Annotated in this window: 23 protein-coding genes and 3 pseudogenes; 13 read left to right on the forward strand and 13 right to left on the reverse strand. The window is 64.5% G+C overall.

Annotated features, from left to right (window positions below; translation table 11 throughout):
• Positions 1 to 15: 15 nt before the first annotated feature.
• Entirely contained in the window at positions 16 to 1107 is a 1092-nt protein-coding gene (locus tag ACVWYI_RS04450; protein WP_456661330.1) for a phosphotransferase, read from the forward strand.
• A gap of 41 nt (positions 1108 to 1148) precedes the next feature.
• On the opposite strand, the gene ACVWYI_RS04455 is transcribed toward ACVWYI_RS04450, so the two are convergent.
• From ACVWYI_RS04455 to ACVWYI_RS04465, 3 genes are read right to left on the reverse strand one after another with little or no spacing between them, the layout of a single operon-like run.
• On the reverse strand, positions 1149 to 2705 hold the full coding sequence (locus ACVWYI_RS04455; RefSeq protein ID WP_247351683.1) for an MDR family MFS transporter: 1557 nt from the start codon (positions 2703 to 2705) through the stop codon (positions 1149 to 1151).
• Between the two features lie 16 nt (positions 2706 to 2721).
• Positions 2722 to 3885 (reverse strand): HlyD family secretion protein, encoded by a 1164-nt coding sequence (locus tag ACVWYI_RS04460; protein WP_247351685.1) that lies wholly within the window; start codon positions 3883 to 3885, stop codon positions 2722 to 2724.
• Positions 3878 to 4360 (reverse strand): MarR family winged helix-turn-helix transcriptional regulator, encoded by a 483-nt coding sequence (locus ACVWYI_RS04465; RefSeq protein ID WP_247351687.1) that lies wholly within the window; start codon positions 4358 to 4360, stop codon positions 3878 to 3880. Before ACVWYI_RS04465 ends, ACVWYI_RS04460 begins: the two co-directional genes overlap by 8 nt.
• A 155-nt stretch (positions 4361 to 4515) precedes the next feature.
• Here ACVWYI_RS04465 and ACVWYI_RS04470 point away from each other — a divergent pair, with 155 nt between their 5' ends.
• From ACVWYI_RS04470 to ACVWYI_RS04495, 6 genes are all read left to right on the forward strand, one after another.
• Positions 4516 to 5010: a Fur family transcriptional regulator gene (locus ACVWYI_RS04470; RefSeq protein WP_456651885.1), complete on the forward strand. Its 495-nt coding sequence runs from the start codon at positions 4516 to 4518 to the stop codon at positions 5008 to 5010.
• 36 nt (positions 5011 to 5046) lie between these two features.
• Positions 5047 to 6000, forward strand: a complete 954-nt coding sequence (locus tag ACVWYI_RS04475) for a DMT family transporter (RefSeq protein WP_456661331.1) — start codon at positions 5047 to 5049, stop codon at positions 5998 to 6000.
• A 12-nt stretch (positions 6001 to 6012) separates the two neighbouring features.
• Positions 6013 to 7296 carry a flavodoxin-dependent (E)-4-hydroxy-3-methylbut-2-enyl-diphosphate synthase gene (gene ispG / locus ACVWYI_RS04480; protein ID WP_456661332.1) on the forward strand — a complete coding sequence of 428 codons (1284 nt, stop codon included), beginning with the start codon at positions 6013 to 6015 and terminating at the stop codon, positions 7294 to 7296.
• A gap of 154 nt (positions 7297 to 7450) precedes the next feature.
• On the forward strand, positions 7451 to 8347 hold the full coding sequence (locus ACVWYI_RS04485; protein WP_247351694.1) for a TauD/TfdA dioxygenase family protein: 897 nt from the start codon (positions 7451 to 7453) through the stop codon (positions 8345 to 8347).
• 85 nt (positions 8348 to 8432) lie between these two features.
• Entirely contained in the window at positions 8433 to 9770 is a 1338-nt protein-coding gene (locus ACVWYI_RS04490) for a Rieske 2Fe-2S domain-containing protein (RefSeq protein WP_456661333.1), read from the forward strand.
• A gap of 3 nt (positions 9771 to 9773) precedes the next feature.
• A complete protein-coding gene (locus tag ACVWYI_RS04495; protein WP_456661334.1) occupies positions 9774 to 10592 on the forward strand; it encodes an N-acetylmuramoyl-L-alanine amidase in 819 nt (272 codons plus the stop codon).
• 22 nt (positions 10593 to 10614) lie between these two features.
• Here the strand turns inward: ACVWYI_RS04495 and ACVWYI_RS04500 are convergent.
• The 3 genes and pseudogenes from ACVWYI_RS04500 to ACVWYI_RS04510 form a co-directional block, all read right to left on the reverse strand.
• Positions 10615 to 12226: pseudogene (locus ACVWYI_RS04500) on the reverse strand (Na+/H+ antiporter).
• Between the two features lie 45 nt (positions 12227 to 12271).
• Positions 12272 to 13153 carry a class A beta-lactamase gene (gene bla / locus ACVWYI_RS04505; protein WP_456661335.1) on the reverse strand — a complete coding sequence of 294 codons (882 nt, stop codon included), beginning with the start codon at positions 13151 to 13153 and terminating at the stop codon, positions 12272 to 12274.
• A 53-nt stretch (positions 13154 to 13206) separates the two neighbouring features.
• Positions 13207 to 13581, reverse strand: a complete 375-nt coding sequence (locus ACVWYI_RS04510; RefSeq protein ID WP_456661336.1) for a nuclear transport factor 2 family protein — start codon at positions 13579 to 13581, stop codon at positions 13207 to 13209.
• 94 nt (positions 13582 to 13675) lie between these two features.
• Here ACVWYI_RS04510 and ACVWYI_RS04515 point away from each other — a divergent pair, with 94 nt between their 5' ends.
• On the forward strand, positions 13676 to 14104 hold the full coding sequence (locus ACVWYI_RS04515) for a GFA family protein (protein WP_354048102.1): 429 nt from the start codon (positions 13676 to 13678) through the stop codon (positions 14102 to 14104).
• A 174-nt stretch (positions 14105 to 14278) separates the two neighbouring features.
• Positions 14279 to 16112 (forward strand): annotated as a pseudogene (locus ACVWYI_RS04520) (caspase family protein).
• A gap of 39 nt (positions 16113 to 16151) precedes the next feature.
• Here the strand turns inward: ACVWYI_RS04520 and ACVWYI_RS04525 are convergent.
• Positions 16152 to 16841: a DUF1345 domain-containing protein gene (locus tag ACVWYI_RS04525; protein WP_456661337.1), complete on the reverse strand. Its 690-nt coding sequence runs from the start codon at positions 16839 to 16841 to the stop codon at positions 16152 to 16154.
• 7 nt (positions 16842 to 16848) lie between these two features.
• Positions 16849 to 17772 (reverse strand): polyprenyl synthetase family protein, encoded by a 924-nt coding sequence (locus ACVWYI_RS04530; protein WP_247351710.1) that lies wholly within the window; start codon positions 17770 to 17772, stop codon positions 16849 to 16851.
• Between the two features lie 160 nt (positions 17773 to 17932).
• Between ACVWYI_RS04530 and mtgA the strand changes: the two genes are divergently transcribed.
• From mtgA to ACVWYI_RS04545, 3 genes are all read left to right on the forward strand, one after another.
• Positions 17933 to 18607 carry a monofunctional biosynthetic peptidoglycan transglycosylase gene (mtgA, locus tag ACVWYI_RS04535; protein ID WP_456661338.1) on the forward strand — a complete coding sequence of 225 codons (675 nt, stop codon included), beginning with the start codon at positions 17933 to 17935 and terminating at the stop codon, positions 18605 to 18607.
• 168 nt (positions 18608 to 18775) lie between these two features.
• Complete coding sequence (rpmF, locus tag ACVWYI_RS04540; protein ID WP_007598106.1) at positions 18776 to 18958, forward strand: 50S ribosomal protein L32; 183 nt, start codon at positions 18776 to 18778, stop codon at positions 18956 to 18958.
• 142 nt (positions 18959 to 19100) lie between these two features.
• Positions 19101 to 19742 carry a hypothetical protein gene (locus tag ACVWYI_RS04545; protein WP_354048111.1) on the forward strand — a complete coding sequence of 214 codons (642 nt, stop codon included), beginning with the start codon at positions 19101 to 19103 and terminating at the stop codon, positions 19740 to 19742.
• Positions 19743 to 19748: 6 nt separating this feature from the next.
• Here the strand turns inward: ACVWYI_RS04545 and ACVWYI_RS04550 are convergent, their stop codons facing one another.
• Positions 19749 to 20009, reverse strand: coding sequence for a hypothetical protein (locus ACVWYI_RS04550; RefSeq protein ID WP_456661339.1), 261 nt, complete (start codon positions 20007 to 20009; stop codon positions 19749 to 19751).
• A 221-nt stretch (positions 20010 to 20230) separates the two neighbouring features.
• On the opposite strand from ACVWYI_RS04550, the pseudogene ACVWYI_RS04555 reads away from it, so the two are divergent.
• A pseudogene (locus ACVWYI_RS04555) lies at positions 20231 to 21926 on the forward strand (putative bifunctional diguanylate cyclase/phosphodiesterase).
• A gap of 10 nt (positions 21927 to 21936) precedes the next feature.
• Here the strand turns inward: ACVWYI_RS04555 and ACVWYI_RS04560 are convergent.
• From ACVWYI_RS04560 to ACVWYI_RS04575, 4 genes are all read right to left on the reverse strand, one after another.
• The gene (locus tag ACVWYI_RS04560) at positions 21937 to 23445 is read right to left on the reverse strand and encodes a tripartite tricarboxylate transporter permease (RefSeq protein ID WP_354048114.1); all 1509 of its coding nucleotides are present in this window, start codon (positions 23443 to 23445) and stop codon (positions 21937 to 21939) included.
• A gap of 4 nt (positions 23446 to 23449) precedes the next feature.
• Positions 23450 to 23935 (reverse strand): tripartite tricarboxylate transporter TctB family protein, encoded by a 486-nt coding sequence (locus ACVWYI_RS04565; RefSeq protein ID WP_247351720.1) that lies wholly within the window; start codon positions 23933 to 23935, stop codon positions 23450 to 23452.
• A gap of 187 nt (positions 23936 to 24122) precedes the next feature.
• Entirely contained in the window at positions 24123 to 25100 is a 978-nt protein-coding gene (locus ACVWYI_RS04570; RefSeq protein ID WP_247442130.1) for a tripartite tricarboxylate transporter substrate binding protein, read from the reverse strand.
• 204 nt (positions 25101 to 25304) lie between these two features.
• On the reverse strand, positions 25305 to 25511 hold the full coding sequence (locus tag ACVWYI_RS04575; RefSeq protein WP_456661340.1) for an EAL domain-containing protein: 207 nt from the start codon (positions 25509 to 25511) through the stop codon (positions 25305 to 25307).
• Positions 25512 to 25525: the final 14 nt, after the last annotated feature.

The following is a 25525-nucleotide window of genomic DNA, read 5'->3' on the forward strand; positions in this document are numbered from 1 at the left end:
GCGTGATCGTGCAGTATGACGCGGGACAGGGGCATCGTGGCTATGACACCTCCACAATTGCCGGCGGTCGTTGAGCCCGCCCGACTGACGGCAGCGCTCCGCAGGAGTGGCGTGCTGGACGCCGGCGCAGTCCGCGAGGTGAAAGTGCTGCATCAGCGCGACACCGTCGTGTCGCACATTATCCGCCTTGGCCTGCGCTATGTGGGGGAATCCGCCGGCGCCCCGCAATCGCTGATCCTGAAGACCGCGCATTCCGACTTCGCAAAGACGCTTGCAAATGGCGGCCGGCACGAAGTGGCCTTCTATACGCAACTCGCGCCAACAGTGCCGGCGGGGCTTGTGCCGCGCTGCTTCGACGGGCATTTCGAGGAGGAGAGCGAGACCTGGCATCTCCTGCTCGAAGACCTCACCGACAGCCATGAGATTGCGACGCAATGGCCGCTGCCACCGTCGCGCGATCAGGCGATGGCGATCGTCACGACGCTCGCGCGATGGCACGCGGCCTGGTGGGACCATCCCGGTCTCGGCGAGACCGTCGGCACCTGGGCGAGCGAGGAGGACAGCGCAACTCACATGGAGAGCTTCGCCGGCCATTACGATCGCTTCGCGGACCTGCTCGGCGATCGCCTCAGCGAGGAGCGCCGCATCCTCTACCGCCGCCTGATCGATCAGTCGGCCCGGCTATCCCAGCGCTATCATTTGCGACGTCATGTCAGCATCACTCATGGCGATGCCCATATCTGGAATTTCCTGCTGCCGCGCGCCGGCGTCGCCGATACCGTGCGGATCTTCGACTTCGACCTGTGGAACATCAACGTGCCGACCAACGACCTCGCCTACATGATGGCGATGCAATGGTATCCGGAACGCCGGCAGACGCTCGAGCGGGCGCTGCTCAACCGTTACTACGAGACGCTGATCGCGCGCGGCGCCAGCGGCTATACGCGCGGCGCGCTCGATCAGGATTACCGTTGGTCGGTGCTCTGGCACATCACCACGCCGGTCTGGCAATGGAGCATCAACATCCCGCCGGTGATCTGGTGGAACAATCTGGAGCGGGTGATGCTGGCGGTCGAGGATTTAGGGTGCGAGGAGTTTTTGGGGTAGTTGGCGCTGCACGCTCACCGTCGTCCAGGTTGTGACGCACCCTACTCCATCACCGCATGTTCCGGCCCGGCCGACTGCTTGCGCAGCGTGGCCTTGGACGAGCCGATCATCAGGGCGAGTGGGATGGTGCAGAGGATGAAGATCATCACCAACATGTAGTCGTGCGCGAAGGCGATGATCTGCGCCTGCACGCTGACCATCCTGTCGGCCATGGCGCGGCCGGCGTCGGTGGAGAGATTGATCATGCCGCTGACGTTGGGCATCTGGAGCGCGTGGTTGAACGGGTTGATGTTCTCGGACAGGATCGCATAGGTCTTGCGCGTGCCCTGCGTCAGCTCGGCGACGACGATGGAAATGCCGACCGAGCTCGCGACGTTGCGCAGCAGCGTCAGCATCGAGGTGCCGTCGGTGCGCAAGTGGTTCGGCAGCGTCAGGAACGCCACCGTCGAGAGCGGCACGAAGACGAGGCCGAAGCCAAAGCCCTGGATCACGCTGACGACCACGATTTCCGGCACCTGGGTCTGGTCGGTCCAGCCCGTCATCTGGAACAGCGAGGCCGCCGTCAGCGTCAGGCCGCAGATGATCAGCGTGCGCGCCTCGATCCAGCGCATGATGCGGCCGACCATCATCATGGCGAAGAAAGTGCCGAAGCCGCGGCTTGCGAGCAGGCCGCCCGCGGTCATGATGGGATAACCGATCACGTTCTGCAGGTAGGGCGAAGCCAGCGCCATGGTCGAGTACAGCACGAGGCCCATCACCGTCATGAAGATGCAGCCGGTGAGGAAGTTGCGATCCCTGAACAGCGCGAACTGAATGAAGGGACGCGAGGTCGTGAAGGAGTGGGCGAAGAAGTAATAGAAGGCGACGCCGGAGACGGCGAACTCGGTCACGATCTCGACCGACTCGAACCAGTCGAGCTGCTCGCCGCGATCGAGCGCGAGCTGGAGTGCGCCGATCCCGATCGCCAGCGCGGCAAAGCCGAACCAGTCGAACTTCAGGCTGAGATTCTTATCGGTCTCGTCCATGAAGACGGCGAGCCCGAGCACGGTGATCGCGCCGAACGGCAGGTTGACGAAGAACACCCAGTGCCAGGAATAGCTCTCGGTGAGCCAGGCGCCCAGCGACGGGCCCATGATCGGGCCCATCATCACGCCCATGCCCCAGATCGACATCGCCGTGGCGCGTTCCTGAAGCGTGTAATAGTCGAGCATCACTGACTGCGACAGCGGCACCAGCGCTGCGCCGAATACGCCCTGCAGCAGGCGGAACAGCACCATCTGGTTGATGTCCTGCGCGAGGCCGCACAGCACGGAGGCGAAGGTGAAGCCGGCCGCGCAGGCGATGAAGATGCGCTTGCGGCCAAAGCGGTTGGAGATCCAGCCCACCGGCGCCGTCATGATCGCAGCGGCGACGATGTAGGACGTCAGCACCCAGTTGATCTGGTCCTGCGAGGCCGACAGCGTGCCCTGCATGTAGGGCAGGGCGACATTGGCGATGGTGGTGTCCAGCGCCTGCATGATGGTCGCCGTCATGGCGCAGATCGTCACCATGTTCCGGCGCATGCCGGGGACCATCAGGCTCGCATGGGGGCCGGACATCGGATCGGTCCTTGTCTCAGTCGTTTTCGTGGCCTGCGGTCGCCGCCAGGCCGAGCAGGCCGGCGAGCGAGCGCTGATGGCCGGTGTCGATGGTGGCGTAGACGCTCATGCCCGCCTTCAGCTTCCGCACGTATTTGTCGGTCTCGTCGAAATAGACGCGGATCGGCACGCGTTGCACGACCTTGACGAAATTGCCGGTGGCGTTTTGCGGCGGCAGGATCGCGAACTGCGCGCCGGTGCCGGGCGAGAGCGAGCCTATCTTGCCCTTGAAGACATGGTTCGGGAACGCGTCGACCTCAAGCGTGACCGGTTGCCCTTCGGTGACGTAGGTGAGGTCGCTTTCTTTCGGATTGGCGTCGACCCAGGGATGGGCGACGTCGATGATGGAGAACACCGGCGTGCCGGCGGTGACGTAGCGGCCGAGCTGGATCTGCTCGACCTGCGTCGCAACGCCGCTCATCGGGGCCCGCACGACGGCGTGGTCGAGATTGCGCTGGGCGTCGTCGAGCTTGGCCTTGGCCTGGGCGTAGGGCGGGAATTGCTCGAGCGGCAGGTCGGGATTGCCGAGCAGCTGGGTCTTCGCATTGGACAACTGCTGCTTGACGAACTGCGTCTGGGCGCCAGCGGTGACCAGCGCATTGGCAGCGTTGTCCAGGTCGAGCTGCGAGCCGAAATTGCTCTTTACCAGTGACTGCTTGCGCTCGACGTCGCGCTGCTTCAGGTCGACGCCCCGCTGCGCCAAATCGAGCATCTGTGCGTATATCTTGATGTTCGCGATGAGATTGTCATAAGTCGTGCGAGACTGGTCGAGCGCGGCCTTTGCCTGGTCGACCGCGAGGCGGAACGGCACGGGGTCGATCTCGAACAGCTCGTCGCCCTGCTTGACGACCTGGCCCTCTTTCACGATGACCTTCTCGATCTTGCCGGAAATGTCGGGCGTCACCAGCACCTTCTGGGCACCGACATAGGCGTCGTCGGTGCCGACATAGCGGCCGCCATTGAGATAGAAGGTCAGGCCGGCAATGGCGACGACGGCCGGCAGCACGACCAGAAGCAGGACGCGGCGATAACGGCGCAGGCCGGCGATCAGGCGGCGACGCGGATTGGTGCCGGCTTTCTTGGTGGGCTTGCCGCTGTCGATTTTCTGCTCGGGCTGGAATTTGAGAACCTGATCAGCCATAGCGCTGCTCCTTACGCGCTTGTTCCGCTACCGATGTCTGGATCGCGGTACGCACGTTTTCCTTGATTGTTTCGAGCTGGGTGAGGAGGCGATGGGCGTCCGCCGGAGTGATGCCCTCGAGCGCGTTGGCCGTGAGCTCGGACTTCAGCCCGCTCATCCGTCCGAGCAATTGCCGCCCCGCCTTCTTCAGGTGCAGCCGCTTGACGCGGCGGTCCGAAGGATCGTTGCGGCGTTCGATCCAGTCACTGTCGCAGAGCTTGTCGATCAGGCGCGTCAGCGTGATCGGCTGCACCTCGAGAAGCTCCGCGAGTTCCGACTGCTTCATGCCTTCGCTGCGCTCGACCTTGGCCAGCACCGCCCATTGCGCGCGGGTGATGCCGAAGCGCGAGGCTTCCTTGTCGGCATAGACGCGGAGCAGGCGATAGAGCTCGGCAAGCGTAAACAGGAAGTTCTGGTCCACGGGCCCGCGGCTCATGAGCTTGGTCTCCAATAAGCTTGGATATAATAAGCAAGCTTATGATTATTTCATGGCGGGATAGCGGGATGCTGTCCCGCAGCAAGAGCATGGCTGATCGCCACACCGCCGGTCCTGCTTTGGGTTCCCCTTTCGAAATGCTAGAACGCCGGTCCATGACCTTCGCAAAGCCGGTTTTTCCCGCGCCCGATCACGATCACGGCCGTTGCACCGCGGATGCGCTGGCGCATGCCGAGGCCGTCTGCGAGCAGCGCACGCAGAAATTCACGCCGATCCGCCGCCATGTGCTGGGGGCGCTGCTCTCGAGCCACCGGCCGCTGGGAGCCTATGAAGTGATCGACGAGCTGGCGAAATCGATGCCGCGGCCGGCGCCGATCACGGTCTATCGTGCTCTGGATTTCTTGATGACGAACGGCCTCGTGCACCGCATCGAAAGCCGCAACGCCTATCTCGCCTGCGCCGCCCACGACCATGACGCGACCTCGGCGGTGACGTTCCTGATCTGCGAGCGCTGTGGTCTGGTCGGTGAGATTCCGTCGGCGTCGTTCGCCAGGGACCTCACCGCCGCCGCGCGCAGCTCAGGCTTCGCTCCCAAACTGTCCGTGGTGGAAATCACGGGCGTCTGTGCGCATTGTCAGAAAGCTGCATAAAGCAACAACGGCGCAACGCCGGTTTTTCAGGAAGACATGTCCTCACCACAAGCCCTATCGTCCGCCGGTCGTCCCCTCAGTGCCGGCGCCATCGCTCTGATGCTCATGCTGTGCCTGACCTGGGGGTTCAACCAGATCGCGGTGAAGCTGGTGCTGCCGGACATCCCGCCGATGCTTCAGGCCACGTTCCGCTCGATGGGCGCGCTGCCGGTGCTGTTCATCATCGGCAGCTTGCGCGGCGTTAAATTCTTCGAACGCGACGGCACCTGGAAGCCCGGCGTGATCGCCGGACTGATGTTCGGCATCGAGTTCGTTCTGATCTTCCAGGGCCTGCGCTTCACACCGGCGTCGCGGGCGGTCGTGTTCCTCTACACCGCGCCGTTCTTCGTCGCGCTCGGCTCCTACCAGGTGCTTGGCGAGCGACTTGGCGGTACGCAATGGCTGGGGCTGGCCGTCAGCTTTGCCGGTGTCGCACTCGCGATCGGGGTACCGCAGCCCAATGTCGATTCGCATGTTCTGCTCGGCGACCTCATGATCGTCGGCGGCGCCGCGCTGTGGGCGGCGACCACGCTGGTTGCCAAGGGCACCCGGCTGCGCTTCGCGGCGCCTGAAAAGGCACTCGGCTATCAGGTCGCGACCTCGATCCCGATCCTCGGCACGGCCGCCTGGCTGTTTGAGGAGACCATCCCCCACACCCCGTCGACGCTGTCGCTGGGCCTGATGGCCTTCCAGGCGATCTGGGTGGTGGGAACCACGTTCACGCTTTGGTTCGCGCTGGTGAAGACCTATTCGGCCAGCAAATTGTCGGCTTTTACCTTCATCACCCCTTTGTTTGGCGTGGTGGGTAGCTATTTCATCATGCACGACACCCTGAACCTGACATTTGGGGCCGCAGCGGTCCTTGTAATTGCTGGGCTTTTTCTGGTTAACCGTCCCAGCCAATCCGCTGCGGCGCCGCGCGATGCATTGCTGAACGTCACCAAAACCTGATATTTGGACCCCATGAACAAGCTCGAAAACACTATCGATTCCGACATCGCGGGGCCTGCGCCGCGCCATCACACCACCCAGGTCAAGGTCGGCGACGTTGCCGTCGGCGGCGGTGCGCCGATCGTCGTACAGTCGATGACCAACACCGACACCGCCGATATCGACGGCACCATCGCCCAGGTCGCAGCGCTCGCGCGCGCGGGCTCCGAAATGGTCCGCATCACCGTGGACCGCGAGGAAGCCGCTGCCGCCGTCCCGCATATCCGCGACGGCCTGCTCAAGCGCGGCATCACCACGCCCTTGATCGGCGACTTTCATTATATCGGCCACAAGCTGCTCGCGGCCTATCCGGCCTGCGCCGAGGCGCTCGCCAAATACCGCATCAATCCCGGCAATGTCGGCTTCAAGGACAAGCGCGACACGCAGTTCGCCGACATCATCGAGATCGCCAACAAGAACAGCAAGCCGGTCCGCATCGGCGCCAATTGGGGCTCGCTCGACCAGGAGCTTCTGACCAGGTTGATGGACGAGAACACCGCCTCGGCCAATCCGCGCGATGCGCGCGCGGTGATGCGCGAAGCCATGGTGCAGTCGGCGCTGCTCTCGGCGGCGCGCGCCGAAGAACTCGGCATGCCCAAGGACCGCATCATCCTGTCGGCCAAGGTCTCGGCGGTGCAGGATCTGATCGCGGTCTACGAGGTTCTCGCCAGCCGCTCCGATTACGCCATCCATCTCGGCCTGACCGAGGCCGGCATGGGCACCAAGGGCATTGTCGCCTCATCCGCCGCGCTCGGCATCCTGCTTCAGCAGGGCATCGGCGATACCATCCGTATCTCGCTGACACCGGAGCCCGGCGGCGACCGCACCCGTGAGGTGCAGGTCGGCCAGGAGCTGTTGCAGACCATGGGCTTCCGTACCTTCGTGCCGCTGGTTGCGGCATGTCCCGGCTGCGGCCGCACCACCTCGACCACGTTCCAGGAACTGGCCAGCTCGATCCAGGGTTTCATCCGCGACGAGATGCCGACCTGGAAAACCAAATATCCCGGCGTGGAAGAACTCAACGTCGCGGTGATGGGCTGCATCGTCAACGGCCCCGGCGAATCCAAGCACGCCAATATCGGCATCTCGCTGCCGGGCACGGGCGAAGCGCCGGCTGCGCCCGTGTTCGTCGACGGCAAGAAGTTCCGGACCCTGCGCGGCCCGACCATCTCCACCGACTTCAAGGCGCTCGTGATCGACTACATCGAGCAGCGCTACGGTCAGGGCGCCAAGGTGCCGGTGACCGCGGCGGAGTGATCTAACTTCACTCGGGCCCACACTCCGCCGTCGTCCCGGACAAGCGCGCCTCAGCGCGCGCAGATCCGGGACGACGGCTGTGTTTGCAGCGCAGATTGCGTATCTGTCACCCCGCGCTACCATGCCCCCAATCAAAACGATCGGGAGGCACACCATGAGTTCACTCGCCGGCAAGCAGGGCCCGCGCTATCGCCATACGGCGGACGACGGCGCGCCCTATGAGACCATCGCGGTCGAAAAGCTCACCCCGATCATCGGTGCGGAAATATCTGGCGTCGACATCGGCAAGCTGGTCTCGGACGATGCCGGCTCCAACCGGCAGATGGACGAGATTCACCGCGCGCTCGCCGAAAACCTCGTCATCTTCTTCCGCGACCAGCGCATCACGCCGCAGCAGCATCTCGCCTTCGGCCGCAAGTTCGGCGAACTGCATTTCCATCCTGCCGCGCCGCATGAGGATGAAGACCCGGCGCTGATGAAGATCTACGCGGATGCGAACTCGCCGCGCGCCAACGGCGAAGGCTGGCATTCCGACGTGTCCTGCGACCTCGAACCGCCGATGGGCTCGATCCTCTACATCAAGCAGTGCCCGCCGCGCGGCGGCGACACGCTGTTCGCGAACATGTACGCTGCGTACGAGGCGCTGTCGGACCGCATGAAGGCCTATCTCGACGGCCTGACCGCGCTGCACGACGGCGAGCCGATCTATCGTGGGCTCTATGCCAATTACGGCGTGGCTGACCGTCCGTCCTATCCGAACGCCGAGCACCCTGTGTTGCGCACGCATCCGGTCACGGGCAGGAAGGCGCTCTACGTCAATCGCGGCTTCACCCGCCACATCAACGGCATCCCGCGCGACGAGAGCGACGCGATGCTGGCCTATCTTTACCAGCACGCCGAAAACCCGCTGTTCCAGTGCCGCTTCCGCTGGACCGAGAACGCCATCGCGTTCTGGGACAACCGTTGCGCCCAGCACCGCGCGATGTGGGACTACTGGCCGCACACACGCTCCGGCACGCGCGTGACGGTGAAGGGCGAGCGGCCGGTTTAATCCGCCTGCGCACCGCGTTCCGCGTTGACGTCTTCCCGCGTCCGCGCCAATCTTGCCGAAAACAAAGACGTCGGGAGGATCAGCCATGCTCCGCGCCGAGGACAACAAATTCCTGACCGAGTCGGGCCCCGGCACGGGAATGGGCGAGCTGTTGCGCCGGTTCTGGATTCCCGTGGCTCTCTCAGAAGAACTTTCCGAGCCGGACGGCGAGCCGAAGAAGATCATCGTGCTCGGCGAGGAGTTGCTCGCCTTCCGTGACTCGCGCGGGGCTGTCGGAATCATCGATCAGTATTGCCCGCATCGCGGCGCCAATCTCTGGCTTGGGCGCAATGAGGAATGCGGCATTCGCTGCGTCTATCACGGCTGGAAGTTCGACACCGACGGCCGATGCGTCGACATGCCGACCTCCTATCCCGACATCAACGCCAAAGACCTCATCCGGATCAAATCCTATCCGGTGCGCGAATGGGGCGAGATGATCTGGGCCTATATGGGCCCGGCCGAGGTCATGCCCGAATTGCCAGAACTTGAAATGGCGCTACTGCCGGCCTCGCACCGCTATGCCGGCAAGAAATGGCAGGACTGCAACTGGGTGCAGGCGCTGGAAGGCTCGATCGACACCGCGCATTTCACTTTCGCCCATCTCTCCTTCGACAAGGAGGAGAACGGGATTCTGGACATCAAGAAGCATTTTGTGAATCCGATCGCGCGGATGTCGAGCGACCACATGCGTTGGATCGCGGAGGATCCGCGCCCTGTGATCGAGATCCAGCCGCACGACGCGGGGCTGACGATTGCCGGTGGGCGTCTCACCGGCGGCGACAGTATCTACTGGCGCATCGCGCAATTCCTGTTGCCGTTCCACGCCTATGCGCCGAGCGCGATGCCGGGCGAGAACATTTTTGGCCAGACCTTCGTGCCCGTCACCGACACCAATTGCTGGATCTACACCTATGCCTGGAATCCGGAGCGGCCGCTGACGCAAGCCGAGCGTGATGCCTTCGACCGCGGCAATGGCGTGATCGCGGAGGTCGACGACAATTACGTGCCGACGCGCCACAAGGGCAACGACTATTTGATCGACCGCAAACTCCAGAAGACCAGGAGCTACACCGGCATCATGGGCGTCTCCGAACAGGACGCCGCCGTGCAGGACAGCCAGGGCCCGATCGCCGACCGCACCCGCGAGCATCTCGGCCCGACCGATCTCGGTATCATGCATTTCCGGAAAGTCGTGATGGAGCTGGCGCGGGCGCTTCAGCAGGGCGAGCCGCCATCGCAGGCCGCGCATCAGGATCGCTACGCGGTGCGCTCGGGCGCCTGCGTCACCAGCAAGGCCAAAGACTTGCCCGCCGTGATGCTGGAACGCTTTGGTGACGTCGCGGGATTCGTCGGCCGTCCCAGGATTGCGGCAGCGGAGTAGGGCTTGAGGCACTCGCGCAGCATCATCGCACGCCTCGTCTTGCCGCTCGTCGCGTCGATCTTGCTATCGTTGGCGCCTGCTGACGCCGGTCATGCTGCTATCACGAGAAAAAATGCGAAGCCCAAGCCGCCGCAATCACCGGCCAAATGCGAGGTGCCGAAATTCAGGATCGTCGTGGATGTCGGGCACACGCCGGACTCCTACGGCGCGTTGAGCGCGCGCAATGATCCGGAGTTCGGCTTCAACTTCCGGCTTGCGAGGCTCATCACGGCGAAGCTCAAGTCTGGAGGCTTCGCCGCAGCCCGCCTGCTCGTCACGGACGGCAAGGCACGGCCGAGCCTGTTCAAGCGGGTCAGTGCCGCGAATGACGGTCGGGCCGATCTCTTCCTGTCGATCCACCATGATTCGGTGCCGGACAAGCTGCTCGAGAGTTGGGAGTTCGACGGCGCGCACAGCTATTTCAGCGATCGTTTTTCGGGCCACTCTCTATTCGTGTCGCAGCGGAACCCGCACTTCGCCGCCAGCCTGATGCTGGCCCGGATGATCGGCAGGCAGCTGAAAGAGCAGGATCTGCACTATGCCAGCCAATACACTCTGCCGGTGATGGGCCGCTACCGGCGCCAATTGCTCGACAAGGATGTCGGCGTCTACCGCTATGACGGGCTCGTCGTGCTCGCGCAAACCCGCAGCGCCGCCGTGCTGCTCGAGGCTGGCTCGATCATCAACCGCGACGAGGAAATGGCGATGAATTCGCCGGGGCGGCAGGAGATGATTGCGGGCGCCGTGGCGGTGGCGATCAGGGAGTTCTGCGAGAGGCGGTGATTGCTCGCGCAATGACGAGAATCTATAGCGGCCCTCCCCGATACTCCCGGTTCGCCAAACTCGCCTCCTCCAGATCCAGATCCCGCTCGATCCGCCGGCGCGTCTCGTCGGTGATCTGGCCGTCGCGCAGCAGGTCGTGGATGAATTTCCGCTCGGCCTCGATCAGGTCACGCGTCAGGGCGGTGCCGGCGGCCGAAACGTCGTGGTGGGTGGGATCGAGCGAGTCCGGTAGCTGGTTGACGCGAATCTCGTGGCGTGCGCGCAGCAGCCGCATCACCTCGTCCGTGACTTCCGTCTCCTTGGTCAGCACGTCGAGCGACTTCAGGGCGGCATCGAGAGCCTGGCGGCGTGCCGCGATCTCGGCCTCGTGCTCGGCGACATGCTCGTTGCGACCGGCTTCCGCGACGCCGAGCCAGCGCACCACCGGTGGCAGTGTGAGGCCGACTCCGATCAGCGTGACGAAAATGACGGCGAAGGCGACGAACAGGATCAGGTCGCGATACGGAAAGGCCTCGCCGCCCGGCAACGTGAAAGGCAGCGCCAGCGCAGCCGCCAGCGACACGGCGCCGCGCACGCCGGTGAACGCGAGCACGAACGGCCATTGCCATGGCGGTGAGGGATCGCGGGCGCGCAGCGACTTGCTGAACATCCGCGGCAGATAGGTCGCGGGATAGAGCCAGGCGAAGCGCGCGCCCACGACGACCACCAGGACCACGGCGGTTGCGATCATGATGTCGTCGAGCGGAAACGCCTTCGATTTCTCATAGAGCGCGCGCATCTGGAATCCGGTGAGCAGGAACAGCAAGCCCTCGATCAAATAGATCACGAGGTCCCAGAAGAAGATGCCTTGCAGACGCGTCGATGCCGAGATCAGCAGCGGCCCGTTCCAGCTCACATAGAGGCCGCAGGCGACCGTGGCGATCACGCCGGAGCCGCCGACGTGCTCGGGCAGCCAGTAGGAGACGAAGGGCGTGATCAGCGACAGCGTCAGCTCGACCTGCGGATCCCTGGACCATTTGCGCAAGCGCAGGGACAGCCAGCCGACGCCGATGCCGAAGGCGATCTCGCTGGCGACGATGAGCAAGAACTCGCCGGCTGCCAGAGGCAGCGAGAAATGCCCGACCATGATCGCGGCGAGCGCGAAACGATAGAGGGTCAGCGCGGTAGCGTCGTTGGCGAGCCCTTCGCCTTCGAGGATGACCAGGAGCCGGCGCGGCATGTGCAGCCGGCGCGCGATCGCGAGCGGTGCCACCACGTCGGGCGGCGCGACAATGGCGCCGAGCAGGAAGCCGATAGCCCAGGGCAGGCCAATCACATAATGCGTGGCGGCCGCCACCAGCGCCGCGGTGAAGATCACCGCGCCGACCGCGAGCAGCACGATCGGGCGTAAATTGTTCCTGAACTCGCGCCAGCTCATGGCGACGCTGGCCGAGTAGATCAGCGGCGGCAGCACCAATCAGCAGCACCAGTTCCGGCGGCAGTTCGACCGGCGGCATGCCCGGTACGAAGGCGAGGCCGATGCCGGAGAGCATCAGCAGAATGGCAGGCGCGATGTTGAAGCGGCGCGCGACAAGCGCAGTGCCCGCCAACACGGCAAGCAGGATGAGAAAGGTCTGAAATTTCGCTTCGATCATGGCCTGTCTTGGCCGGAAGCAACCGCAAGGTCAATGCGGCGCGGCTCAGGCCAGCCGCTCAGCCACCATGCGGCCGATGCGCGCGAACACGGCTTCGAACTGCGCAGCGTTGGGCGTGCCGCCCTGGGTGTAGGCCGCGATCAGGATCGGTGCATCCGGCTTCGTATCGGGCTTCGTATCGGGCTTGGGCCAGACCACCGCGATATCGCCAGAGGCGTCCTTGCCGTTGTTGCCGGTCTTGTCGCCGATCTTCCAGTTTGCGGGGAGCCCGCCGCGCAGCCGGTTCGCGCCGGTCTTGCAGCCCACCATCCATTCCATGAGTTGAGCACGCGAGGCCGGCGACAGCGCCGCGCCCGTCACCAGCCGCCGCAGATTGCCCGCCATCGCCGCCGGGGTCGTGGTGTCACGGGGATCGCCGGGCGGTGAGCGGTTGAGCTCGGGCTCGTTGTGATCCAGTAGCGAGGTGCTATCGCCGAGCGACCGCCAGAAGACGGTGAGCGCGGCGGGACCGCCGATCCGCGCCAGCAGCAAATTGGCGCAGGTGTTGTCGCTGAGCTCGACGATCGCCTTGCACATCTCGGTGACCGACATTGCGCCGGCGGCAAGATTTTGCCTGGCGACCGGTGCGTACTCCAGCAGGTCGGCCTTGCCGTACGGAATCATGGCCGCGAGCTGATCCTCGCCACGATCGACCCGCGCCAGTACGCAAGCCGCGAGTGAAGCCTTGAATGTCGAGCACATGACGAACCGTACGTCGGCGCGCCATGCGAGCTTTGCGCCGGTCGCGAGGTTCTCCGCATAGACCCCGATCCGGCCGCCACTCTCGCGCTCATACGTTTCGAGCTCAGGCTGCGCGTCCGCGGCGAGCGCGGGAGAGGTGGCCATCCAGCACAGCGAGGCGAGCAGCGAACGGCGGTCGAGAAGCATCGGGGACTTTCAGGCGAGCCGGAGGAGGCAGCGACGAGCCGGAGGGAAGCCCCTCACTCCCGCAGGTCATACCGATACGACTTCGACACGATCTGCCAGCCGTCGGCGAGCTCCATCGCCACCAGATAGTCGGTGAAAAAACGCGGCGGCAACTGGCACCGGACCTTGATGAAGGCGGTCTTGTCGTCCGAACGGTCGATGGTGACGATGAAATCCTCGCGCGGCTTGCCTTCGGCCTTGCCGGAGGGGCGCTTGCGCACGCGGTCGAGCCAGTCCGGCACGGTCAGCACCTGCAGCTCGCCCTTCTCGACCCAGCGCAAATCGGCGGATGGGTGGAAGATGGCGCCGAGTTTTTCGGCATCGCCCTCGTAAAGTCCATCGAAATAGGATTGCACGACGGCTTCGACGCTCGCGCGGTTCTGGCTCATGGGTCATCCCTTTGAATGATGGCTCGGGGCGAACTTAGTCGTACTCGTCAAAATGCGCTATGGGAGTGCGTACCATTTGCGCGAGGACGCTGTGATGACCGGATCAGAGAATTCGAACGCTCGTATCCTGATCGGCGAATGCTACTGCCGCGCCGTGCGCTATGAGGTGGCGGACGCATTCTCCTATGCGATGAACTGCCACTGCTCGAATTGCCGCCGCACCACCGGCGCCGCCTTCAAGCCGTTTGCCGGAATAACCAAGGACAAGCTGCGCATCGCCCATGGTGAAGATCAGCGCCTCATCTTCGGCGACGAGACCACCCATGACGCCCACTGCGCCCGCTGTGGCTCGCTGCTTTATTCCCGGGTGCGCGAGGGAAAATGGGTCCATGTCGCCATGGGAACCCTGGTCGATGCCCCCTCGATCCGACCGAGCGTCCACATTTTCGTGGGCTCGAAGGCGCCCTGGCACGAGATTACGGACAATCTGCCGCAATATCAGGGCCACGTAGGGGATGCCTGAGGGAACCTGCTGCGCGCCTATTTCTCGGCGAACCGCGACCGGACTGGCGCGACAAACAAAGGGGGTTTTTCGGCCTGCCGCCGGTGCCACCTTCGTGACCTCCATCGCCCGCGGCGGACCCTGCTAAAGCCATCCCAAGGGGGCTCGAACTGCCCTGAACCCGGAAGTCGGGTCATGCGCAAATCGCTCAGACTTTGCCTACTTCTCCTCGCGGTCGCGCTGCTATTCGGCGCCGGGCCCGCTTTGGCCGGGAAGCGCGTCGCGCTGGTGATCGCCAACTCGGCCTATCAGCACGCGCCGTCGCTTACGAACCCTATCAATGACGGTTCGGTGATGGCCAGGACACTGAAAGAGGCCGGCTTTGACATCGTCGATTCCCGGCACGATCTGACGGCGCTGGAGACCCGGCGTGTGCTGCGCGAAATCGCCGACGGGACCCGCGATGCCGACATCGCCGTGGTCTACTATGCCGGCCACGGCATCGAAGTCGAAGGCTCGAACTATCTGATCCCTGTCGATGCCAAGCTGGAGCGTGACACCGACGTCTTTGACGAGGCGCTCTCCCTCGATCGCGTCCTGGTCGCGGTCGAACCGGCCAAGCAGCTTCGACTGGTGATCCTGGACGCCTGCCGTGACAATCCGTTCGGCAAGACCATGAAGCGCACGGTCGCCTCGCGCGGCATCGGCCGCGGCCTCGTCCAGGTCGAGCCGACCAGCCCCAACACGCTGATCGCCTATTCGGCCAAGGCCGGCTTCACGGCGCAGGACGGCGACGGCGCCAACAGCCCCTTTACCATGGCGCTGTCGAAGCATCTGACGACACCGGGCCTCGACATTCGCCGCGCCTTCGGCTTCGTGCGTGACGACGTGCTCAAGTCGACCGGCAACAAGCAAGAGCCGTTCGTCTATGGTTCGCTCGGCGGCGAGGACGTGCCGCTGGTGCCCGGTCAAGGTCGCCGCTGCGGCTCCGGCTGCGCCTGCGCTGAATCCGCAGGCCGACATCCGCCGCGATTACGAGCTCGCGCTGCAGGTCGGCAACAGGCCGGCGTGGGATGCCTTCCTCGCCCAGCACCCCGACGGTTTCTATTCGAGCCTCGCCAAGCTTCAGCTCGAAAAAATCGGCGCCGAGCAGGCTCATGCGGCGGCCACCGAGAAGGCGAAGCAGGCCGAGGCCGAGCGCGATCGCCTTGCTGCTGTCGGTGCGCAGAAGGATGCGCAGGCCAAGGCAGCCGCCGATGCGAAGGCCGCGGAGCAAGTGCAGCTTTCCGCGCAGAAGGCCAAAGAGCAGGCGCAGCAGCAGGCGGCCGCTGCCGAGCAGCAACGCGTCAATCTCGCCGCCACGGCGCCAAGTGCTGCGCCCGCCAGCACGGCGAGCCCTGCCGGCACCAACGTCGCATCGCTGACGCCGGCCACTGCGCCGGCCGATCTCAGCCGCTCGGTGCAGGCCGAGCTCGGTCGCGTTGGCTGCTTCTCCGGTGCTGCCGACGGCAACTGGACGACGTCCGCGCAGCGGTCGTTGTCGCAGTTCAACCGCTATGCCGGCACCAAGCTCGACGTGAAGGTGGCGAGCACCGATGCACTCGACACGGTCAAGTCAAAACAGTCGCGCGTCTGTCCGATGGTTTGCGAGCACGGCTTCAAGGCCGACGGCGACAAGTGCACCAGGATCGTCTGCGGCGACGGCTATGCGCTGAACGACGACAATGAATGCGAGAAGAAGCGTGCCGCAAAGCCCACGGCTTCCAAGCCCGCGACCTCGCGACGCGACGACGGCGAAGACCATCCGGTGCGGCAGCGTCGTCAGGCAGGCGGCGCAGGTGCCGGTGCGGCGGGCGGCTTTGGTGGCGCTGCCGGCATTGCGGCTGCGGCCGGCGCCGGCCGAGCCGCAGGTGGCGGACAGCTATTCTGTAATAACGGCGGCTGTCGTGCGGTCAACCGCGGCTGCCATCTCGAATATCGCGGCGGCGGCGGCCCCGGCAACGATGCAAATGTCGAGGTGTGTAACTGACACTACCGGGTCGTCCGGGCTTTCGCCGGGACGACGGGATCAAGTCGCGATTGCACTCGCCGCGATGTTCACCGTCAGCGCCAGCAAGGCCGTGTTGTAGATGAATGACACGATGCCATGCGCGGTGGCGGTGCGGCGGATGGTCTTGTCGGTGATGCCGACGTCGGAGACCTGCGCGGTCATGCCGATCACGAACGAGAAATAGACGAAGTCCCAATAGTCAGCATGGTCTTCCTTGTCGCCGCTTGGAAACTGAAGGCCGCCCGGCGTGGCGTGACGATAATAGTCGTGCGCGTAATGCAGCGCGAAAGTCGTGTGCACGGCGGCCCAGGACAGCGCGATGGTGGTGATCGCAATGGTCAGCTCCGCGGCGCCGCGGTGGACGCCGAGTTCGGCGACAATCGCGGCGATGCTGGCGAAGGCACCGGTCGCCGTCACCAGCAGGATCACGAAGCGGCCGTCGTCCTGCATCGCCGCGGCGCGGCGGATGTGCTGGTGGTCGTTGCAAAGCATCATCGCGTAGACCAGCACGAGATAGACCGCGATCAGTGCATCCCAGCCAAGCACAAGCCGCGTCGTCAGCCGGTACGAATCCGGTATGAGCAGGCAGACGAGGATACCGACGGCAAGCGATATGAACGTTCGCGGCCGCGCATACACCAGGCGCACCGGCCTCGACATCTTGCGGAAGCGAGCGAGGGCAAGATCTTCCTTGCTGCCGCTTGCCATAGCGCTATCAGCTCTTCCGTTCGGCCACGAACCGCGCAGCCGCTTGCAGCACGGCGGCCCGATCGCCGAAGATCGACACGGCGCTGTCGGCCCGCGCGAGCAAGTCGCGGACGCGCTGTTTGGCGCCTTCGAGGCCGAGTTGCGTGACGAAGGTGGTCTTGCCCATCGCTGCGTCCTGGCCCGAGGGCTTGCCGAGCGCAGCCGCGTCGCCTTCGACGTCGAGCAGATCGTCGGCGATCTGGAAGGCTTCGCCGAGTGCGCGACCGTAATCGTCGAGCGCCTGATATTCCTTTTGCGAGGCCTGGCCGAGGATCGCCCCGGCGATGCAGCCGTAACGCAGCAGCGCACCGGTCTTCATCTGCTGAAGACGCGCCACGTCCACCGGCTCGCGGTCGCCAAAGCGGCCTTCGCCGGCGAGATCGAGGATCTGGCCGCCGACCATGCCGCCGATGCCGGCGCAGCGCGCCAGCGCGCGCGTCAGCAGGAGCCGCACATTGGCATCGCGATGAATCTCGTCGCGGGTGATGATGTCGAAGGCGAGCGTCAAGAGGCCGTCGCCGGCAAGGATCGCGGTGGCGTCGTCGGTCTTCTTGTGCAGGGTCGGGCGGCCGCGGCGCAGGTCCGAATTGTCCATCGCCGGAAGATCGTCATGGATCAGCGAATAGCAGTGGATGCATTCGAGCGCCGCACCAGCGAGCAGCGCGGCTTCGCGGGGCACGCCGAACACGGCGGCGCTCTCGACCACCAGGAACGGCCGCAGGCGCTTGCCGCCGTTGAGGCTCGAATAGCGCATTGCGTCCATCAGTCGCTTGGGCCGGGCGATCTCATCGGGCAGGATGTCGTCCGCCAACAGGCGCCCGAGCAGCGCCTCGGTGTCATCAGCGGTCTTGTCCAGACGTTTGGCGAAATCGGACGGGGACGTGCCGGTCATCAAGAAGGGCTCCAGAACTAAAATTCGGCGGGACAATCCTTTATGCGCCCGCCTCAGTCAATCGTTTGGAAGGCCTAAAAAGTGCTGGAAAACGCCCGAATTATCACAGACTTAATGCCGGGCCCGTGGCCGCGTTACGTTCTGCGCCGGAAAGGTTGATTTGCGCGTCGTCAAAACCGTTCTCCTGGTGCTCGTGGTCGCGGCTCTCGCGCCCTATGTGATCGCGCCGTTCTACCGCATTGGCCATCCCGTTTCGACGCTGATGGCATGGCGCTCGCTCCGGGCCGCGCCGATGCAGCGGGAGTGGATCGATCTGGCGGCGATGTCGCCCTCACTGCCGCGCTCGGTGGTGGCGGCCGAGGACGCCCATTTCTGCAAGCATCACGGCATCGACTGGGGCGCGCTGCGTGAGGCCATCGACGACGCGCAGGAGGACGGCACCCCGTTCCGGGGCGCTTCCACCATCACCCAGCAGCTGGCGAAAAACCTGTTCCTCTGGCAGGGGCGCGATTTTGTCCGCAAGGCGCTGGAATTCCCGCTGGCGCTGTGGATCGACTTGGTCCTGCCCAAGGCGCGGATCCTGGAGATCTACCTCAACATCGCCGAACTGGGACCGCAGGGCCAGTTTGGGGTGGAGGCGGCCAGCACCTATGCCTTCGGCAAGTCAGCCGCCAGTCTTTCCCTCCGGGAGGCCGCCCTTTTGGCCTCAATCCTGCCGAATCCGGTCAAACGTAGCGCCAGGACGCCGGGACCGGGCGTCCGGCGGCTGGCCGGGACCTATGTTGCGCGGGCGCAGGCCAGCTCGCTTTCGACCTGCTGGCGGGAAAATCGCTGATTTCGGGTCCTTTTCGGGCGCATTTTCCGTCCCAGAACCCTAGATTTAAGGCCGGCCTTCCTTTATAAGCCCGGCCTTGACCGGCATTCAGCTCGCCTCGGTTTGCGGGTGCTGAGCCGTCCCCTCGCGGACGATGCCCCGAAACACCAATCCCTAGAGGATATTGAAATGGCCGTTCCGAGAAGAAAAACCTCGCCGTCGCGTCGTGGCATGCGCCGCTCGGCAGACGCCATCAAGAAGCCGACCTATGTGGAAGACAAGGACTCCGGCGAGCTCCGTCGTCCGCATCATCTCGACCTCAAGACCGGCATGTACAAGGGCCGTCAGGTCCTGAAGAAGAAAGAGTCCTGAATTCAGGACCTTTCCCCAGGCAGGATGATTTCGCCTGCCTGATTTCGGCCAACCCATGAGATATGACAGTGACGGCGGCGGAGCGAATGCTTCGCCGCCGCATTGTCCTGTCTGGATATCTTGATCGAGAAGGCATTCGCCGATGGTCGGTTTCCCGCTGCTTCTGATCCCGCTCGCGGTCTACAACATCATCGCCTTCCTGATGCCGAGCGTGTCCTTTACGGACGTGCTGTTCAAGGTTCCGATGATCACGGGCGAGGCCTGGCCGGTCACACTCGCCGACGTGATGCTCGCGCTTGGCGTCGTGCTGTTGCTGCTCGAGGTGGTCAAGGGCGCGCGGCCCGGCTCGAAATTCCTGATGGATCATTTGCTGTCGCTGATCGTGTTCGGCGCGGCTGCGGCCGAATTCGTGATGTGGCCGAAATTCGGCAACTCCACCTATTTCCTTTTGGTGCTGCTCGCGATGGCCGACTTCCTCGGCGGCATCGCCCAGCGCACGCGCCGCCGCGGCGCCTATGTCGCCGAGACTGTGCCGGCATCGCGCAAGGCCAGGCGCCAGGCTGAAGTGGCAGCCGATGAAGCGGTGGTCGAGTCCAAGTTCGAGCCCGTCTCTGCGCCGGCGGTGCCGCCCGCATCCGCACCCTCCGCGCAGTCGGTCGCCGAATCCGTGCTGATCGATCACCCCGCGCCGAAGCCGGCTCAGAGCACGTCCTCGCCGGAAATCCCCTCGCCGCATCTTCAGCCCGGCAACGGCACGCCGTCGTCTCCCGACGCGCCGCGCTGATCTACTTCAAGCCACCTGCCGCGTGCGCGCGGTGACGCTCGGAAGCGGATGCTTGCTGCCATAGGCTACCTGCGCATCCTCGGAAGACGCACGGCGGAGCCGGCTCGTCTGGGGCAGGTTCTCGGCATTGGCAATGAGCTGGGTGACGAAGCTGGGATCGGGGCGCGGCAGCGGCGCCTTGTGGACCCACTGCAAAATCGGCAGCTGCGGCACCAGGGCCGTGCTCGTGCCGTTGTCCGCCTGGTCCGATCGGTTCGTACTCAACATCGCTATCACCGTTGATCCGGCAAGCCTGTCGCGTTTCGGGACGCTGGCGCCGGTGCGTGTCATGTACTCGCAAGGCCTATGCCGGACGGGCCGGTTTGGTTCCTGCGGCGTGAGGAAACGTGGTTTCCAAATTGTTTATCAACTTTGCCTAGGGTCAATGGCGAATCTGGCTTTATCCTGTGCCGACTCAGGACTCCCCGCTGTCCCGAAACGAGGCGATTTTGACCCCCGCATTGCCGCAAGCCTCCGACATCCTGGCCGCCCTTGGCCAAGCCGTGTTCGCCTGGGACATCGCCAGCGATGCAATGGTCTGGGGTGAGCAGGTCAGCGCCATCTTCCCCGGAATTCCCGCCGAGCGGCTGGCCACCGGCACCGAATTCGCCAAGCTGATCGAGCCCGCACAATCGCTGCGGACCGCTGCGCTGGCGCAGACCTCCGCCGTGCACGGCGCCGACGGCACGCCCTACCGGGTCGAGTACGGTGTGCGCATGAGCGCTGCCGATCCCGTGGTCTGGATCGAAGAGACCGGCCGCTGGTTCTCGGGACCCGATGGTCGGCCGGTGCGCGCGATCGGCTCCGTCCGCATCAACAATGAGCGCCACGCCCGCGACGAGGAACTGACGAAGCTGGCCCGGCTCGATCCGCTGACCGGCGAGCTCAATCGCTCGCATCTGATCGCGGCGCTGGCCGAGGCGATCGAGGAGACGACCCGTTTCCGGTCGACCGCGGCCTTCATGCTGGTCGGCATCGATCATCTCGCGCGCGTCAACGACGCCTTCGGTTTCGACGTTGCCGATGCCGTGATCCTCGACGTCGCCAAGCGCATCCGTGCGCGCTTGCGCGGCGGCGATGTGCTCGGCCGCTTCTCCGGCAACAAGTTCGGCCTGATCCTGAAGAACTGCACCGTCGACGACATGAACGTCGCCGCCGAGCGCTTCCTCGCCGGCATCCGCGACGAGGTGGTGCCGACCAAATCCGGCCCGGTGTCGGTCACCGCCTCGATCGGCGCGGTCAGCGTGCCGCGCTATGCCCGCAACACCCGACGAGGCCGTCAATCGCGCCCACGAGACGCTGGACGCCGCAAAACAACGCCGCGTGGGTTCGTTCGCGACCTGGCGTCCCGATGCCGCGCGCGACGCGCAGCGCCGCGTCAACATCCGCGTTACCGACGAGATCGTCACCGCGCTGAACGAGCGCCGTATCAAGCTCGCCTATGAGCCGGTGGTCTCGGCCGCCTCGCGCGAGCGCGCGTTCCACGAATGCCTGGTGCGGATGGACCAGGGCGGCGGCCAGGTGCTGCTCGCGCCCGATATCGTGCCGGTCGCTGAGCGGCTCGGCCTGATCCGCCTGGTCGATCACCGCGTGCTCGAGCTCGTGGTCGCCGAGCTCGCGGCCGCGCCTGACATCTGCCTCAGCCTCAACATCTCGCCAGACACGACGATGGATCCGGACTGGTGGGCCAGCATCGAATCGCTGATGCGCGCGCATCCCGGTGTTGCCGAGCGTCTGATCGTCGAGATCACCGAGACGGTCGCGATCCAGGACATCGACGACGTACGCGGCTTCGTCACGCGGCTGAAGAATTTCGGCAGCCGCATCGCCATCGACGATTTCGGCGCCGGCTACACCTCGTTCCGCAATCTGCGCAAGCTCGGCGTCGATATCGTGAAGATCGACGGCGCCTTCGTGCAGAACATCACCCATTCCGCCGACGACCGCGCCTTCGTGCAGACCCTGATCGACCTCGCCCGCCGCCTCGACATCAAGACGGTGGCCGAATGGGTGCAGGACGAAGAGGCCGCAAACATGCTGCGCGACTGGGGCTGCGACTACATCCAGGGCCGTTTGATCGGGCTCGCGTCGGCCGACCGTCCGTGGAGCGCGTCGCCGGATAACGTGCTGCCTGCGGCAGGCTGAGACAAAACCCTCACGCCCCTTCATCCAGCGCCACCAGCTCGCGCTTTTTGCGCAGCGCCGGCAACAGCGGCGCGACCAGCAGCACCAGCGCCAGTACGAGACACGCCGCCGAGATCGGCCGCTGCACAAAGGTCCAGAGGTCGCCCTGCGACAGGATCAGCGACTTGCGCAGATTGTTCTCCAGCATCGGTCCGAGCACGAAGGCGAGCACCAGCGGGGCCGGCTCGTAGCCGAGCTTGCGCATGAAATAGCCGATGATACCGAATGCGATCATCACATAGACGTCGAACACGTTGTTGCTCGAGCAGTACACGCCGATGATCGTGAACAGGATGATCAGGGGGAAGAGAATGTTGTAGGGCAGCTTGAGCAGCTGCACCCACATGCCGATCATCGGCAGATTGAGGATCAGCAACATGACGTTGCCGATATACATGCTGGCGACGATGCCCCAGAACAGACCGGGGTTTTGCGTGATCAGCAGCGGTCCCGGCTGAAGGCCGTGGATAACGAAAGCGCCGAGGAGTAGCGCCATCACCACGTTTGGCGGGATGCCCAGCGTCATCAGTGGGATGAACGCGCCGCCGGCTGCCGCGTTGTTGGCGGATTCGGGGCCTGCGACGCCTTCGATCGCGCCATGGCCAAAACGCTCCGGCGTTTTCGACAGCCGCTTCTCCAGCGCATAGGACGCGAACGAAGCCACCACCGCGCCACCGCCCGGCAGGATGCCGAGCAGGAAGCCGAGCAAGGTGCCGCGCGCGACCGGGCCGGCGCTCGCCTGCCAATCGGCCTTGGTGGGCAGGAGTTGCGTAATCCTGGCGTTGATGATGTCGCGCTTGATCGCCTGCTCGATGTTGAGTAGCACCTCGGCGACCCCGAACAGGCCCATCACGACGGGGACGAGTCCGATACCGTCGATCAGCTCCATGCGGCCGAATGTCAGCCGCGGCTGCGCCGTGATGCTGTCGAGCCCGATCAGTCCGAGCACGACACCCGTGCATGCCATCAACAGCGCCTTCGGCATCGAGCCCTGGGTGAGGAAGGTGAGCACCACGAGGCCCAGCACCATCAGGCTGAAATACTCGGCCGGGCCAAACGCGATCGCAATGCCCGCAAGCCGAGGCGCCACCAGCATCAGCGCGACCAGCGAAAACGTGCCGGCGATGAAGGAACCGAAGGCAGAGATGCCCAGCGCAGGGCCAGCTCGGCCCTGCTTCGCCATCTGGTGGCCGTCGATACAGGTGACGACGGAAGCGGCTTCGCCGGGGATGTTGACCAGGATCGAGGTGGTCGAGCCGCCATACATCGAGCCGTAATAGATGCCCGCCATCATGATGATGCCGGACTCCGGCGTTCCCGACAGCGTCACCGGAAGCAACAGCGACATCGCCGAGATCGGTCCGATGCCCGGCAGTACGCCGACCAGCGTGCCGATGAAGACGCCAATGAAGCAATAGAGCAGGTTGATCGGTAGCAGCGCGACGCCAAACCCGTGCGCGACGTTGACGAGCGTGTCCATGCGGCTAACCCATCCCGAACAGGCCCGAGGGCAACTGGATCAGCAGCACCCGCTCGAGCACCCACCACATCCCGAGCGGCACCAGCACCGCGACCGGGATCGCCAGTGTCCAGCGCACGGGATCGATCAACCGTAACAAGAGCAGCATCAACGGGATCGACGATAACAGGAATCCCAGCGGCTCCAGGGCAAAGGAGAATGCGGTGAGGCAGGCGATGACGAGGAGTGGTTTGCCCCAGCTCACATTATCCCAGCGTGAGGCCAACGTCGGGCCGCCCTCCGTGATGGCCGAAATGATAATGCTGACCGCGAACACGCACATCAAGATGCCCGTGTAGAACAGCACGTAGCCGGAGCCGGGGTCGTTGATCGTGCCGAGCTTGAGCTTAACGCCCTGCCAGATCACGAAGCCGCCCAGCGCGAGCCCGATCAACCCGCCCCAGAGTTCGGAGTTGTTGAGGCGGAGTTTGACGTTGGTTTTGTCGTTCATAGACGCCCTCTCGGCCGTTCCCCGGACGCTGCGCAGCGCCATAAGTGCGTTCACGCACGTCTTCGACATGCTATGGCGGTGCGCTGCAGATCCGGGGTCCATAGATGCGTGGTAAATGTAGATCCCGGACGCGACGCAGCGCTGGAGAAGCGCGGCACCGCGTCCGGGACATAAAAGTGGCTCAATCCTACTTCTTCGCAAGCCCGAGCGTGTCGATCACCTTGCGCTCTGACTCCGTGACCTCGACGACGAACTTCCTGTAGTCCTCGGTATTCTTGTAGCTCGGCACCATGTCGTATTTGGCGAGCGTGGCGACCACCGCGGGGTCCTCGACCGCCTTCTTGAAGGCGTCGTGCAGCTTGGCGACGATCTTGGGATCCATGCCCTTGGGTCCTGCGATGCCGAACGGGGAATCAAAGACCATGGGATAGCCGAGCTCCTTCAGCGTCGGCACGTCAGGATAGTTCGGCGACCGCGCCCCGGTCCACACCATGAGAAGCTTCAGCTTGCCGGCGTCAACCAAGGGCCGCCAACCGGTGGAGTCGGCTTGCAGCATGGTGTGTTGGCCGAGTACCGCGGCGTTGGTCTCTGCCCCGCCCTTGAACGGTACCTGCGTGAGCTTGATGCCGGACATCGCGGCGATCTGCTCCATGCCGATATGAAGCGAGGTGCCGGTGCCCGGCGTCGCGTAGGTCACCTTGCCCGGATTTGCCTTCGCGAACGCAACCACGTCTTTCCAGGACTTGAACTGCGACTCCGCGCTGGTGGTTACGCCGAAGGTGTAGCCGGTGAGATGAATGATGTAGGTAAAATCTTTTGCCGGATCCCACGACACCTCCTGCATCAGGGGCAGGCGGAAGACGGTGATCGGAAGCTGTGAGATGGTGTAGCCGTCCGGCTTCGCGGCCGCGGCCATGGTGGCAGGTCCGACCGTGCCGCCGCCGCCCGCCTTGTTGTCGATCACGATCGGCTGCCCCAGGACCTTGGAGGCGCTGTCGGCGATCGCGCGCATCGAGATGTCGGTCGATCCGCCGGCCGGCCACGGCACGATCAGCGTCACCGGTTTGGTGGGATAGTCCTGCGCACCGGCGGCGGTTGCGAGCAACGCGCTCACGATGGTATGCATGGCGGCAAACGCGATTGTCTTCAGCCCGTATCGCGACATCGAAATTCCTCCCTCGCAGCGGCCTCGTTCGGGCCGCCGTTTCTCATTGTTATGACGGGATTGTCCTCGAAATCATGAGAGAAGAAAAGCGCGTTGCACGGCGGCTCCACGGGGGCGAGATGGTGATTCCGCCGAAAAACGCACGTGCGACAATTGGTCGTTTGGAAGCGTGCCGAGATACGGAATTTGCCGTCGGCGGAGCCTTTACGCCACGCGGCGGACTGCGTTCAGCGTCTCGATCATGCGCTCGACTTCGGCGGCCGGGCAGGGCTTGCCGAAATAATATCCCTGCACGTCGGTGCAGCCGCATTCGCGCACGAAATCGAGTTGCTCCGCCGTCTCCACACCTTCCGCCGTGGTCTCGACGCCGAGCACCGAGCCAAGGCTGGCGATGGTACGGACGATCGCCACGCTCTCCGGGCTTT

The sequence above is a fragment of the Bradyrhizobium sp. LB13.1 genome (assembly GCF_054056815.1).

Coding starts and splice junctions, on each gene's coding strand:
- ACVWYI_RS04475 (WP_456661331.1), top strand. CDS start 5,047: ATGTCCTCACCACAAGCCCTATCGTCCGCCGGTCGTCCCCTCAGTGCC.
- ACVWYI_RS04560 (WP_354048114.1), bottom strand. CDS start 23,445: ATGGACACGCTCGTCAACGTCGCGCACGGGTTTGGCGTCGCGCTGCTA.
- ACVWYI_RS04465 (WP_247351687.1), bottom strand. CDS start 4,360: ATGAGCCGCGGGCCCGTGGACCAGAACTTCCTGTTTACGCTTGCCGAG.
- ACVWYI_RS04550 (WP_456661339.1), bottom strand. CDS start 20,009: ATGTTGAGTACGAACCGATCGGACCAGGCGGACAACGGCACGAGCACG.
- ACVWYI_RS04455 (WP_247351683.1), bottom strand. CDS start 2,705: ATGTCCGGCCCCCATGCGAGCCTGATGGTCCCCGGCATGCGCCGGAAC.
- ACVWYI_RS04530 (WP_247351710.1), bottom strand. CDS start 17,772: ATGACCGGCACGTCCCCGTCCGATTTCGCCAAACGTCTGGACAAGACC.
- bla (WP_456661335.1), bottom strand. CDS start 13,153: ATGCTTCTCGACCGCCGTTCGCTGCTCGCCTCGCTGTGCTGGATGGCC.
- ACVWYI_RS04545 (WP_354048111.1), top strand. CDS start 19,101: ATGGTCGGTTTCCCGCTGCTTCTGATCCCGCTCGCGGTCTACAACATC.
- ACVWYI_RS04515 (WP_354048102.1), top strand. CDS start 13,676: ATGACCGGATCAGAGAATTCGAACGCTCGTATCCTGATCGGCGAATGC.
- ACVWYI_RS04510 (WP_456661336.1), bottom strand. CDS start 13,581: ATGAGCCAGAACCGCGCGAGCGTCGAAGCCGTCGTGCAATCCTATTTC.
- ACVWYI_RS04485 (WP_247351694.1), top strand. CDS start 7,451: ATGAGTTCACTCGCCGGCAAGCAGGGCCCGCGCTATCGCCATACGGCG.
- ACVWYI_RS04450 (WP_456661330.1), top strand. CDS start 16: ATGACGCGGGACAGGGGCATCGTGGCTATGACACCTCCACAATTGCCG.
- ispG (WP_456661332.1), top strand. CDS start 6,013: ATGAACAAGCTCGAAAACACTATCGATTCCGACATCGCGGGGCCTGCG.
- ACVWYI_RS04460 (WP_247351685.1), bottom strand. CDS start 3,885: ATGGCTGATCAGGTTCTCAAATTCCAGCCCGAGCAGAAAATCGACAGC.
- ACVWYI_RS04565 (WP_247351720.1), bottom strand. CDS start 23,935: ATGAACGACAAAACCAACGTCAAACTCCGCCTCAACAACTCCGAACTC.
- ACVWYI_RS04525 (WP_456661337.1), bottom strand. CDS start 16,841: ATGGCAAGCGGCAGCAAGGAAGATCTTGCCCTCGCTCGCTTCCGCAAG.
- ACVWYI_RS04490 (WP_456661333.1), top strand. CDS start 8,433: ATGCTCCGCGCCGAGGACAACAAATTCCTGACCGAGTCGGGCCCCGGC.
- ACVWYI_RS04470 (WP_456651885.1), top strand. CDS start 4,516: ATGACCTTCGCAAAGCCGGTTTTTCCCGCGCCCGATCACGATCACGGC.
- ACVWYI_RS04570 (WP_247442130.1), bottom strand. CDS start 25,100: ATGTCGCGATACGGGCTGAAGACAATCGCGTTTGCCGCCATGCATACC.
- rpmF (WP_007598106.1), top strand. CDS start 18,776: ATGGCCGTTCCGAGAAGAAAAACCTCGCCGTCGCGTCGTGGCATGCGC.